Origin of the sequence: Pedobacter superstes (assembly GCF_037622515.1) — a bacterium.
In the GTDB taxonomy this organism is placed as follows: Bacteria; Bacteroidota; Bacteroidia; order Sphingobacteriales; family Sphingobacteriaceae; genus Paradesertivirga; species Paradesertivirga superstes.
Genome location: NZ_JBBJCN010000003.1, coordinates 132868 through 146749, shown reverse-complemented (window position 1 = coordinate 146749; position 13882 = coordinate 132868). Strand labels below are relative to the sequence as shown.

Genomic DNA, 13882 nt, shown 5'->3' with positions numbered 1-13882 from the left:
CCCAATTTTTAAATGAATTACGTCAATTTTTGCATGTCTTGAGGCATGCATTCAGATAGATTTGTACTCAACAAACCAATTTATTAATAATCAAGCAAGCCAGTATATTCTAAAGTTTTACATTGATCCAGCCGCATTATTTTCTCCGGATTTTGATTTAATAAATCAATTCGAAAAGTTTCCGCTGCCGTCTTCCCGATGTCAGCAGAAGGTGAATTTCAATTATTTCTTTAGCCAAAATGGATTGCAGTAAATCTGACATTAGCTTAATTTATTTAGAAAATTATGGGCAGACTTTTACAAGTTCAGGGCTATATCCAAAAATGCAGGGCCTTAGTAAATCTTGATAAAGCCGGACTCGATTCAATTCGGTTCATAGGACATTCAATGGATAAAACAATCAAAACCTCGTTAGTCTTATTAGGCTTAGTTACTGTGCTAACTGCATGTAATAAGAAAGAGTGGGATAATTATTACGGCAGGCCGGAAATGCTGGCTGATCCGATCTATCAGCAGTTACAATCGAAAAATAACTTCAAAAGCTTTTTGGTGCTTGTAGACAAAGCAGGTTACAAAGATATTTTAAGCAAGGCCGGTTACTGGACAATATTCGCACCCAACGACGAAGCATTAGCTAAATATATGGGGGAAAATAACCTGACCGATGTAAATCAGATTAAGGATTCTGTAGCAAACCAAATCGTTAGATATTCCCTGGTTTATAATTCATTCAAATCCGACAGGTTAGACGATTTCCAATCCGGAATTGGTTGGGATCCGGGTAACGCATTTAAAAGACGCACTACTTTTTATGCGTCCTTAGACACCACTATAATAGGGGGTAAAAAAGTTCTGGTAGCTGCATCCAACAGAAATAATACGGGCGGTTCCTACTATGTATCAGCGGATAATAACAATAAGTATATTCCTTTTTTTCTGGATACTTATTTTACCGCTAAGGGAATTTCCGCAAGTGATTATTCATATCTGTTTCCTGGTACAACATTCTCAGGGTTTCATGTTTCAAATGCGCAGGTAGTTAATAAAGATATTGTTGCGGAGAATGGTATTATTCATGAGATCGATAAAGTAATTCTTCCCCTTCCGAGCATTGATCAGTACTTAAATAAAGCGCCGCAGTACAGTAAGTTTAAAAAAATACTGGAGGACTACATGGTCTCTTATTTAATCAATGCCTCTGCTACCGCAAAAAACAAAGAGATTACCGGTTCTGATATGGATGTATATGTTAAAGTATACAACAGTAGTCTGCCTTATTCGCCTAATAACGAGAATTTTATAAAGCTTGATGATAATGATGGACAAATGGATGGATATACCATGTTTGCTCCCACAAATGAAGCATTTGAAGCTTATACCAAGAATGTTCTCCTTAAGCATTATGCATCTTTTGAAGTCTTACCACAAGAAATCATTGTCGATTTTTTAATGGCCCATATGTGGAGAACGACTGTTTGGCCAAGTAAATTCGCTACAACCAACAACAATCAGGGACAAGGTGCATTATTTGATCCTGCTACAGATGTAGTAGATAAGAAAGTGTTAAGTAACGGCCTTTTTTATGGTACCAATAAAGTTCAGGAAGCCAATGTTTTCAGTTCTGTATTTGGGAAAGCATATCTGAACCCCAATTATTCATTGATGACCAGGGCACTATCTGTTGCTTTAAAAACCAATATCATTAATTCAAATGCAAAATATACCCTGTTTCTTATTTCTGACACTGATTTAATTGCCGCAGGATATACTTATAATCTGGATGCCAATAGATGGGAGTATGACCCTCCCGGGGGCGGCGCAAAGTTAACTGGTACTTCTGCCTGGGATAAGTTAAACAGGATACTAAATACCCACGTGGTTCGTCAGGATCTATCCAGTCTTTCCGGAAATGGTATAATTGAAACCTATAACGGAGAATACATTAAATATAATGGAGGTTCTGTTTATTCTGCAGGTAATCAGGATGCTAACCTTACCCGTACAGTTAGCGAAAGAGACCCGGCAGTAAACGGATCAGTTTATTACATAAATGGTTTGCTAAATGAATCAGCATTGTCTATCGGCAAGCATATCGAAAAACTGGCAGCAACTCCTTCGTCTAATTTTAAAAAGTTTTTTGATTACCTCAAGGCCTCGAGTCTCTATAATACAACTAATGGTGAGATATTAGGGATTTCAGCAGGTTCTGTAAATACCATATTTGTACCTAATAATGCAGCTATTGATGCTGCCATTGCTCAGAAGTATTTACCTGCATCACCTACTACAACGGTAGCCGCTGATAAGGAAAAAGTTGCAAGCTTTATCAGGTATCATATTCTGCAAAAAGAAACCGTAGTTCCTGACGGGAAAAAAGAAGGCGGGTATCTTACCCTGCTTCAAAAGGATAATGGCGCTACAACCGCCTTTACAATTACCAATTCACCGGGAAGCATGCAGGTAACAGATATGAAAGCCGGAACAGTAAATGTTGTTGTTCCCAGCAGTAACAACCTCTCCAACCGGGCAGTGATCCATCTCATTGATGGCTTTTTAAAATTCGACACTAATTAATTCTGAAACCTGAATATTAAAATGAAGAAGATAATTACTCAGCCTTTGGCATTTTGTTTAGTGTTGCTGGCAATTGCTGCATTTCAGACTGAATTTGCAATGGCCCAGAATGCTGTAAGAGCGATACGTGGTAAGGTAATAGATAAGAAAGACAAGTTGCCCGTAATAGGTGCAACTGTTACCGAAATCGACAAAGAAAAAAGAACGCTTAACGGTGTAACTACTGATATTGACGGGAACTTTGTATTAAGAGTTTCGAATCCTCAAAATAAAATATCAGTATCTTTTCTTGGCTATAAAACATCTACCTATGATGTCGGCAACCGTACCGTGCTTGATGTGCAGCTTGAAGGAAGCAGCAACGAACTTACCGAAGTTGTTGTAACCGGACGCAAAACATCAAGCAATGGGCTGCTGGAAATTGATGAGAGAAGCTCTACCGTGAGTGTTGCTAGGGTTAATGCAAAAGATCTGGAAGAAATGTCTGCAACCTCCATTGATCAGGCCTTGCAGGGACGTTTACCCGGAGTGGATTTCGCAGCAAATTCAGGAGATCCGGGAGCGGGTATGCAGATCAGGATCAGGGGAACCTCGACAATTAATGGTTCTACAGAACCTCTGATAGTTGTTGACGGTATGCCTTATGAAACTGAGATTCCTGAGGATTTTAATTTCGGAACTGCCGACGAACAGGGTTACGCATCTTTATTGAACATTGCGCCTTCGGATATTCAGGATATAAGTGTGCTTAAAGATGCAGCTGCAACTGCCGTATGGGGTTCCAGAGCATCTAATGGTGTTTTAATTATTAATACCAAAAGAGGGCGCCTTGGAAAACCTGTGGTGAGTTACGCAGTAAAAGGCACGATGGCCAATCAACCTGCTGCCATTCCAATGTTGTCAGGAGATCAGTTTTCTATGCTTATTCCGGAAGCGTTTATGAATAGGAACGGCTCTCCATTAAATACTCAAACAGTAAAGGAATTACAATATGACATCAGCGACCCTTACTATTTTAATAACTACAGTAATAATACCAATTGGATAGATGCCATTACACAGACAGGTTTTAAACAGGACCATAATGTTTCTATAAATGGCGGAGGCGAGAAGGCCCGTTATTATGCTTCTGTTGGATATCTGGGGGAGAAAGGTACAACAATAGGAACCGGATTAAACCGTATTTCTACCCGTATCAATCTTGACTATAACGTGTCCAATAAAATTAAGTTCAGAACGGATATCGCTTACACGCATTCCATTACAGATAAGATTTTCAGTGACAATGCAAGACGCATAGCTTATGATAAGATGCCGAATATGAGTGTCTATGAATATGATGCCCAAGGCAATAATACCGGTATTTATTTATCTCCGCTTCAAAATATACAGGGTGCCTATGCAGGAACTTATAATCCTGTTGCCATGCTGAATGAAGCAACTAATGAAGTTATTGGTGAGCGGATTACTCCCCATTTTAATTTGCAGTACGACTTTATGCCGGAATTTTTAAAAGCTACGGTAGATGTTCAATTTGATATAGAAAATTCAAAAAATAAATCATTCCTGCCACAAATTGCTACCGGCCGTCCAATTAATGAAGTAAATGTTAATCGTGCTTACGATGGTGACAGAGATGCCTTCAGGCTTCAAACTAAAACCAACCTGGTTTTCACTCCCAAGCTTGGAGAGAATCACAGTTTTATTGGTCTGGTTTCTTTATTAAGTAATGATGACAGAAGTACCAGTCTTCAATCTTTGACATCAAATTCTGCGTCTCCTCAATTACAAGATCCTACATCCCCTTCCAGAACGCAAAATCTTTCTTCCAGCTTTTCACAGGTGCGAAGTGTTGCCGCATTAATTAACGGACAGTATGGTTATAAGGACAAGTATATTGTTAATGCAGGCTTACGTGCCGATGCTAATTCAAAATTTGGTCCTGCAAACAGATCCGGTCTGTTCCCTTCAATTTCTACCCGATGGAGAATTTCGGGCGAAAACTTCCTGAAGGACGTGAAGGTGATCAATGATCTTAGTTTGCGTGCCAGCTACGGACAAAGCGGCCGGGCACCTAAAACAAACTATGGCTTTTATAATATATATAACAACTATGACTGGGATTATTTAGGAAACCCTGCTGTATATTCCAGTAATATAGAGCTCAGAAACCTAAGATGGGAAACCGTTACCGGCAGAAATTTAGGCTTAAATGTAATTCTGTTTAATAATAAGCTTGATTTTGATGTGGACGTTTACAGGATGCGCACAACCGATTTGTTCTTCCCCGACCTAAGCATCCCGTCTATATCTGGTTATAACAACCTTGATATGAATGTGGGTACCATGGATAACCAGGGTTGGGAGATTAACCTCAGGGCCAATCCATTAAAAACCAAAAACTGGAACTTAAACTTAAGTTTCAATTTTGCTCGTAACGTAAACGTTATTCGCGAAATATCCGAGTTTTATCCCAGAGAATCGGGAAATACGAATACTAACGGGCAGTATAAACGATTCCTTCAGGTAGATAATCCCTTTGGTTCTTTTTATGGATACCGTTTTAAAGGAGTATACACAGATGCCGATGCAACTGTTGCCCGCGATAAAAATGATAAACCTCTAATTAGCGCTGATGGTACTCAGGTTCCTATGCGTTTTGATTATCCGAACACCGATTATGTATTTCAGCCTGGAGATGCAATGTACGAGGATGTTAACCATGATGGTAATATCAATTACATGGATGTAGTGTACCTGGGTAACGGTAATCCAAAATTTATTGGAGGTTTTGGTCCCGAAATCACATTTAAAGGAAATTTAAAGCTGACAGCATTTTTCAGTTTCAGGTATAAGTACGATGTGATTAATCAGACAAAGATGATCAGCACCAATATGTACGAATACGATAACCAAAGTACTGCGGTGTTAAGACGCTGGAGAAATCCGGGCGATGTTACAAACATCCCAAGGGCCTTGTATAATTCGGGTTACAACTGGCTAGGGTCTGACCGTTATGTTGAAGATGCTTCTTTTGTGCGATTAAAAACTCTTACGATGAGATATAATTTCACTAAGCCTCTTCTTGACAAAATGAAATTGAAAAATCTGGGAGTGTATTTTACAGCGGAGAACCTGCTGACATTTACCACATATACCGGCCAGGATCCTGAAGTATCACCAAGACTGGGTAATCCCTTTGCGCTGATCCAGGATAATTCAATGACTCCACCTACAAGAAATATGGTATTCGGTTTAACTGCAGGGTTTTAAATTTTTAAAGAAACAGAAATGATTAGTAAAATAAAATATATCCTTTTACTTGGCATCATTGGTATCTCGGTATCATCATGCAAAAAATACCTTGGCCTCGAACCTCAGGACGGTATAGTAAGACAGGATTTCTGGAAAACTAAGGAGCAGGTTGCTTCTGCTGTATATGGTTGCTATGCCTCTTTGCTGGCTCCGCCTCTGGTTGAAAATCTATTTTTATGGGGTGAATTAAGAGGAGATATGCTGCAAACCGGTGCCCGGGCAAAAGCTGATGATTTTAATATTATTAATGTCAATATTCAGTCAACTAATAGCATAGCAAATTGGGCGGCAGTATATCAGACCATAAATAATTGCAATACTGTAATTGATTTCGCTCCGAAAGTATTAGAAACCGATAATACATTTAAGCAACGCGATGTGGATGGCTATGTGGGAGAAGCATTAGCTTTAAGAAGCCTGATGTATTTCTATCTGGTGCGCACTTTTAGAGATGTTCCTTTAAAGTTAAAGGCGACGGCCAGCGATGACGATGATTTGCAAATACCGAAAAGCACCGATACCCAGGTTTTAGACCAGATAGTAAGTGATTTAAAATTAGCCGAAGAATATACTTTTACCACTTACGGTAACCGGGATAATGACAAAGGCAGGATCACTAAATATGCGGTACAGGCTTTACTTGCGGATGTTTACCTATGGAAAGAAGATTATGCTAATAGCATAACGTATTGCGACAAGGTAATCAACTCCAATCAGTTCGGATTAGTAGAGGGCAATAGCTGGTTTAGTACCGTGTTTTACGAAGGCGGTTCAAACGAAAGCATATTTGAATTCTATTTCAATCAAAATCGTCTGAATCCGTTCTACTCAATGCTTGCCGAATCAAGTAAACGTTTTTCCGCGGCATTAAAAGTTTCGGAAGAGGTTTATACCATCGATTTGCTTGATTTGGAAAATAAGGATATACGCGGAGATGGAGCCGCTTTAAAATTCAATGAAGGCAGCATCTGGAAATACCAGGGTGTAAACTCAAGTACCGGAAGATCTTCATCAACTTCTTTTGCGCACTGGTTTGTTTACAGGTACGCTGATATTTTGCTGATGAAAGCTGAAGCGCTGAATCAAATTGGTCAGGGTGAAGAAGCACTGAAATTGGTCAAAATTATTCGAGACCGGGCCAATGCCCTGCCTGCCACCGAAAAGGCATTCACGGATTTTACAGACAGAGACGGTATTGCATTGTATATCCTCGAAGAAAGAGCCCGCGAGTTTGCTTACGAAGGGAAGCGCTGGTTTGATTTATTAAGAAATGCTAAGCGTAATGATTATTCTCAGCGGGGTTTATTATTCGATGTGGTTGTGGTTACAGCATCTCCGGAGAACCAGCAATCGGCAGTTGCAAAACTGCAGGATAATGACAGCCATTACCTTCCAGTGTTTTTTACCGAGCTGGAAACTAATAAAAAACTTGTACAGAATCCATTTTACGTTAAAACTAAATAAGCGTTATGAAAAAAAATGTATATCAAAAAAGCACAGCAGGGTTAATTCTGCTGTTTATGCTGATGGTTTTTGGAGCTTGTAAAAAAGAACAGTTTAAAGTAAATACAACTTCGGATGTAAATATCTCTGATTATTTACTTCAGTTGCCTGAGCAATTCTCTGAGTTTTCCAAAATTCTGCAAATAACAGAAAATGAAGGTGTGCTGGCAGCTTATGGAACCTACACCATATTTGCTCCAACTAACGATGCCGTTGCTGCTTATGTTAGTTCGAAGGGCAAATCATCTGTAAGCGATTTAGATATTAACGATTTAAAGGATCTTGTCAAAATTCATTTGGTACGTGATACAATCGCTTCTGTTTTATTTAATGATGGCAAGCTTCGTACGAAAACCATGTACGGTCAATACTTAATTACAGGTGCACAAAATGTTAATGGAACTACTTTAATAACCATTAACAGGCAGGCAAATTTAAAGCAGGCTGATATCCGTGTAGGAAATGGTATTATCCATGTTATCGACCATGTGCTGAGTCCGGCTAAATTAACGCTTGCCGAAATGATAGATCAGGATGATAATTATTCAATTTTTACCGAGGCATTAAAAGCAACGGGTTTTTATGATTCCTTAAATATTCATCCGCAAAACAATCCGGATACCACCCGCAGATTTCTTACAGTGCTGGCAGAATCGAATGCGGTAATGAAAGAAAAAGATCCGAAAATTACATCTTTTGCCGCTTTAAAAGCCAAATACTCAAATACCGGAGATCCAAAACTGATTTCTGATAGTTTACACCTGTTTGTAGCCTATCATATCTTACCAGGATTAAAATATATGCCTGATATTTTTAAGGCCTCATCTCATACAACATTATCGCCTTTAGATGTAGTTACAGCAAAGCTATTGGGTACAACTGTACTAATTAATGACGATACCTTTAATGGTATTCATGAACAGGGTGCTTTGATAAACAGGACCCTGAGTGATGCCACGGCAGCTAATGGTGTATTGCATGTAATGTCTGACCCCTATGCTATTAAAGTGCGTTTCCCGATTCCTGTTTACTGGGAGGTTACTGATCAGCCAGAGTTTACCAGTTTAAACGGAATTTTCAGGGTGACAAATAAGTCAAGTAAGTCGTTTGTTCCGGGAGAACTCCAGGATATTAACTGGCAACAGGGTTCGGCGCAGTATAAAGTGGCCCCTGAAGCAAGACAGTTTTATGTTTATAATAATGACTATTTACAGTTTGGGTCATTAAGAACGAATGTGGTAGCCAATAGCTGGATTGAGTTTAAAACACCTCTTTTAGTAAAAGGAAGATATAAAGTCTGGATTTGCTTTATCCGTCGCGGTGGTGGTGGTGGTGTAGCCGTTTCTTTCAACGGAGAGTTGCTGCCTAAAATTCTGAACCTTCGCGAAAGCTTACCGGCCCAGGTTCTGGTTGGTAATAAATGGACTTACCCTTCAGGTACAACCCCGGAGTCGCTGGAGACTTTAGGTAAAAAAATGGTCTTCGCAGAATCTCCTTACTATTTAAAGAACGGTCAAACCATTGATTACTACCGAGACAGTTACGGACTGCTTGCCGGAACCATTGATGTAAAGAAAACCGATCGACACATATTAAGGCTTGATGCAACCTGGGAAGGAAGCGGTGATGTGCAGTTCGATATGATCCACTTTATTCCTGAAAAGGAAGATCAGCTGTGGCCCAAATTTAATCCGGACGGAACAGTTGTACAAAAACCATAATTAGATAATCTGATAAGCCGAAGGTAAGATCATTATAAGTCTTACCACCAGGCTACATAAACTACAGAAATGAATTTTAGAATTAAAACGTTTGTTTTCCTGATTGCAAGTTTAATCAGCATACTAACAGCCTGCCAGGATAAGTGGGAGGAGCATGCCGGACTGCAGGATGCCGGTTTAGGTCAAAACCTGTTTCAAAGAATTCAGGCTGAACCATCTTTAAGCAAGTTTTCGGAACTGTTGATAAAAACGAAGTATAGCGAAGTGCTTGCTTCGTCAAAAAAATATACGGTATGGGCGCCTTCGAATGATGCTTTGGCAAACCTGAGTACTGATGTTCTTAATGATGAACAGAAGCTAAAAGACTTTATTGGATATTACATTGTTGAACTGCCTTATAATACAGCTCTTGCAACCAATACTCTTCGCTTAAAAACACTAAATGGAAAGTACATTTACTTTAGTGAAACAAAGTTTGAGGATGCCGGTCTGGTAACTATCGATCAGCATGCCGGTAATGGTATTTTGCATACAGTCAACAAAGCAGTATTCGCAAAGCAAAATATCTTTGATTTTATAAATGCTTCTTCATTTAAGCAAAAAGAGTATTTAACAAGCCTGAATTACGAGGTTATTGATTCTGCAGTAGCAGAACAAACGGGAGTGGACCCTGTTACCGGAAGACCTGTGTACAAACCGGGGACAGGTATCGTTCAAAAGAATCTTTTATTTGACAGAGTAGGAAGTCTCAAAGATGAAGATCAGGAATACACTGTTGTTCTTCTTGCCGACGCATCCCTGGAAACAGAAAGGACCAAAATTAAACCCTATACCCAGGGCAAAAATGCGGATAGCACCGAGCGCCTTGCCTCTTTAATGGTGATGAAAGACCTGGTGTTTAAAGGAAAATACACGCTTAACAATTTACCGAACATCCTTATTTCTGAAGATGGCGTAGAGGTTCCTATTGATAAAAGCTCGATTCAGAATAGCTATGAAACCAGCAACGGAATGGTATATGTAATGAGCCAGGTAAATGTTCCTTTACGAAATAAAATTCGTGATGTGCGACAGGAAGGAGAAACTCCTGTTGGTTTCAGCAGAACAGATAAGTCGGCAAATATAAAATACCGTCAGAGAAGGAATCCGATTACCCAGGAGCTTTTTGATGATATCTATATTTTTAATCATAAAATACCATTGTTTCATGCCCGATACAGAATTAAAGATCTTTATAGTATAAAATATAAAGTCTATTGGGTAGCACCTAATGATGTTCAAACATTAACCTTTAAACAGCGATTTGCCATTTCTGATCCTGCATCTACCAGCTTTGCAGAAACCCAGGTTAACCTTAAAAACTTCAGTGAAGTTTATGTAGGCGAGTATACAATCAGCAATTATGGCGATTACAATGCATTTGTTATTGCTGCCAATAATGGTGTTGACGCAACGAATTCTATAAACCTTGATTATTTCAGACTGGAGCCACAGCTTCCATAAAGGAATTATTTTATTAAGAAGATATGCACGTATTTACGAAAATAGCAGTTAAAAAACTTTTCCTTTTTCCTGTCATAACATTAACGTCTTTTAGTTTGCTGGCTCAGAATACTGAAGCTGTAAAGCCTGATTCGGTTGTAATGACCACCCAGAACCGTAACGGTAGCAGGATATCAGGACTTATAAAAGATGCATCAACAGGAAAACCTCTTTCAGGCATAAGTATTAAATCTGGCAATTACTCGGCAACAATAACCGGAGAAGACGGAGCTTTTAAACTCTCAGTGCCTTCATACACAGGAGTTATTAATATTTCTGCGCCGGGGTATCAAACTACTAATGTCGCTTTAAAGGGCCGCAATTCACTAACTGTAGCGTTGAATAACGATGATCTGAACTCAATTCATGACCTGGCAGTAATGCCGTTCGGACCCATAACCAAAACTAAGATACCTTATTCTGTATCCTCAGTTAATACTACCGGGAACTGGGAGCGTTCAGCAGAAACTCCGGATAATTATCTGCAGGGTCTGGTAAGCGGTTTAAATGTAGTTCGCAGATCGGGAACAAGCGGAACTGGATCTGATTTATTTCTTCGTGGTTTTTCTTCTCTCAATACCCGCAATCAGCCTCTGGTAGTGGTTGATGGAATGATCTACGATACCAATGATTATGGAACTTCCTTAATTGGCGGCCACGTTGTTAATCCTCTTTCAAATATTGATTTAAAGGATATTGATAATATAACGGTTATAAAAGACGGCGGTTCATTATATGGTACAAAAGGTGCTAATGGTGTTATTATCATTACGACGGCACACGCAAAACAATTGGCTACCCAAATAGATTTTGCTGCTTATGGTGGCATTAATTCCTCTCCAAAAAATTTACCTGTTTTGGGTGTGGGAGATTACAGACTTTACCTTTCTGATGTTCTTCAGAGTTCGGGAATGACCAATGCCCAGATACAGGCTCAGCCGTATATGAATGATACCGAAAATCCGGAATACAGCAGGTATCATTACAATACAAACTGGCAGAATAAAGTTCTGGGGAATAACTACAGTCAAAATTATTTTCTGAAAATTACCGGGGGTGATAATATCGCGAAATATGCCTTATCAATGGGCTATTTAAGTAATAACGGAACTATAGATAACACCAGCCTGAACAGATATAATACTAATTTTAATGCCGATCTGAACTTAAGTTCAAAGTTAACGGCAACGGCAAATCTTTCTTTTACTAATATTGAACAACAACTAAAAGATCAGGGCCGGAGTTTTTCTACCAACCCAATTCTGTTAGGACTTACGAAATCACCATTTCTTCCTGTGAATCAGGTGTCTGATGATGGAACTGAATCTCCTAACCTGGCAGATACGGATGTTTTTGGCCGGAGCAATCCTTTTGCAGTTATAGAAGATGCTAAGCAAACCAATAAGAGTTACCGTTTCTTTGGATCTACTAAATTTAACTATGCCTTTACGAAAGCCTTTAGCTTAAGCTCTTTAATAGGTGTAACATATGATAAAGTACGAGAAAATACATTCATGCCCCGTCTGGGTATTACTCCAGAGGTTCTGGATAACGCTATCGCTTACAGCAGGTTAGGCAGCAGGGTGCAGAGATTGTTCTCATTATATAATGATTCTTATCTTTCATATAAAAGAACCTTTACCGGCGATCATGATCTTTCTGCCCATGCTGGTGTTCGTTTCAATAATACCGAAAGCGAAGAAGACGCAGCTTTAGGCTTTAATTCACCCACTGATGATTTTATCAGTGTAGGTTCCGGCGTAAATTCACTTCGGAGAATTGGTGGCGATATCGGTAATTTCCGCTGGCTGAACACCTATTTAAATGTTGATTATGCTTTCCAAAGCAAATATTTATTGTCTTTAAACCTTGCAGCCGATGGTTCATCAAGATTTGGTACCCAGATAGAGGATGAATTAACAATCAACGGAAACAAGTTTGCCCTGCTTCCTTCCATTGCTGCAGGCTGGCTGATTTCTTCCGAGAATTTCATGGCTTCAGCAAATAATATCGACCTGGTTAAATTGCGTGCAAGCTACAGCTTGTCAGGAAATGATGATATCGGCAACTATTCAGCAAGACAATATTATGTATCACAGAATCTTCTTGGAAATCAGGGCATTATAAGAGGAAACATCGCCAATCCAACCCTTAAATGGGAAACTGTTAAAACAGCGAATGTGGGCCTGGATGTAGCATTATTTAATGAGCGGGTAAGTTTAAGTTTCGATGCTTACAGCCGTAATACGTCGGATATGCTTACTGCTTTGCCTATGGCTACAGCCGTTGGGTTTGATTATATGGTTGCGAATAGCGGCAGTATGAAAACCAATGGTTTTGAGGTGGCAATGAACAGCAGGATATTAAACAGAACGCTGAAATTAGACTTGGGCATAAATTTAGGATCATATAACAGTAAAATAACAGCATTGCCTCAGGACGGACAAATTACCGAATTTGGCGGAGCTTCATTCATCTCCTCTGTAGGCCAGGTAGCCAACCAGTTCTATGGATACAAAACAAGCGGGGTTTATTCAACTACAGCCGAAGCTCAGGCATCTAAAACTTTTATAAAATCAGCCGGCGGTGCTTTAACTCCTGTGAGTGCCGGTGATGTTCGTTTTGTAAATACTTATGATAGTCCGTCGGATATTGCGAACAAAATCCAGGTAATTGATGAAAATGACAGGCAGGTTATTGGAAATCCTAATCCCGATCTGTTTGGAAGCATAACCAGTAACCTGGGGTATAAAAGATTTTCTGTAAACGCCCTATTCACTTTTAGCGCTGGTAATGATGTGTATAACGGTACAAGAGCGATATTGGAATCGGTATCCTCATCAATGAATCAAACCATCAATGCATTAAACAGGTGGACTTATGAAGGACAGGTTACAGATGTGCCAAGAGCGTCATTTAACGATCCGATGGGCAATTCGCGTTTTGCAGATCGCTGGATTGAGGATGGATCTTACATCAGACTAAGAAATTTATCTGTTGCTTATGCGCTTCCTTTCAAACCCGGTTTCCTTAAAAATGCTACAGTGTATGCAACTGGAAATAACCTGTTTACTATTAGCCGTTATTTGGGTTACGACCCGGAGTTTAGCGCTTCAGGAAGTCCGCTTGGACAAGGTGTTGATATTGCTTTAGAGCCGCAATTCAAATCTGTTCAGTTAGGAATTCGTGTTGGTTTATAATTAATTAGAAAAAATACGGCTGGGATA

6 protein-coding genes are annotated in these 13882 nt (G+C 39.4%); all 6 read left to right on the top strand.

Annotation, left to right across the window (positions count from 1 at the left end):
- Positions 1–285 precede the first annotated feature (285 nt).
- The 6 genes from WG906_RS09545 to WG906_RS09520 all read left to right on the top strand — a co-directional run bounded on the left by WG906_RS09545 (position 286) and on the right by WG906_RS09520 (position 13855).
- Complete coding sequence (locus tag WG906_RS09545; protein WP_339992360.1) at positions 286–2574, top strand: fasciclin domain-containing protein; 2289 nt, start codon at positions 286–288, stop codon at positions 2572–2574.
- A 21-nt stretch (positions 2575–2595) separates the two neighbouring features.
- Positions 2596–5847, top strand: a complete 3252-nt coding sequence (locus WG906_RS09540) for a SusC/RagA family TonB-linked outer membrane protein (protein ID WP_339992359.1) — start codon at positions 2596–2598, stop codon at positions 5845–5847.
- An 18-nt stretch (positions 5848–5865) separates the two neighbouring features.
- On the top strand, positions 5866–7353 hold the full coding sequence (locus WG906_RS09535; RefSeq protein ID WP_339992358.1) for a RagB/SusD family nutrient uptake outer membrane protein: 1488 nt from the start codon (positions 5866–5868) through the stop codon (positions 7351–7353).
- A 5-nt stretch (positions 7354–7358) separates the two neighbouring features.
- Positions 7359–9113, top strand: a complete 1755-nt coding sequence (locus WG906_RS09530) for a fasciclin domain-containing protein (RefSeq protein WP_339992357.1) — start codon at positions 7359–7361, stop codon at positions 9111–9113.
- 69 nt (positions 9114–9182) lie between these two features.
- Entirely contained in the window at positions 9183–10616 is a 1434-nt protein-coding gene (locus WG906_RS09525; RefSeq protein WP_339992356.1) for a fasciclin domain-containing protein, read from the top strand.
- Positions 10617–10639: 23 nt separating this feature from the next.
- Positions 10640–13855, top strand: coding sequence for a SusC/RagA family TonB-linked outer membrane protein (locus WG906_RS09520; protein WP_339992355.1), 3216 nt, complete (start codon positions 10640–10642; stop codon positions 13853–13855).
- Positions 13856–13882: the final 27 nt, after the last annotated feature.

Excerpts from the sequence above, each read along its gene's own strand:
- WG906_RS09535 (WP_339992358.1), top strand. The coding sequence starts at position 5,866 with ATGATTAGTAAAATAAAATATATCCTTTTACTTGGCATCATTGGTATC.
- WG906_RS09545 (WP_339992360.1), top strand. The coding sequence starts at position 286 with ATGGGCAGACTTTTACAAGTTCAGGGCTATATCCAAAAATGCAGGGCC.
- WG906_RS09520 (WP_339992355.1), top strand. The coding sequence starts at position 10,640 with ATGCACGTATTTACGAAAATAGCAGTTAAAAAACTTTTCCTTTTTCCT.
- WG906_RS09530 (WP_339992357.1), top strand. The coding sequence starts at position 7,359 with ATGAAAAAAAATGTATATCAAAAAAGCACAGCAGGGTTAATTCTGCTG.
- WG906_RS09525 (WP_339992356.1), top strand. The coding sequence starts at position 9,183 with ATGAATTTTAGAATTAAAACGTTTGTTTTCCTGATTGCAAGTTTAATC.
- WG906_RS09540 (WP_339992359.1), top strand. The coding sequence starts at position 2,596 with ATGAAGAAGATAATTACTCAGCCTTTGGCATTTTGTTTAGTGTTGCTG.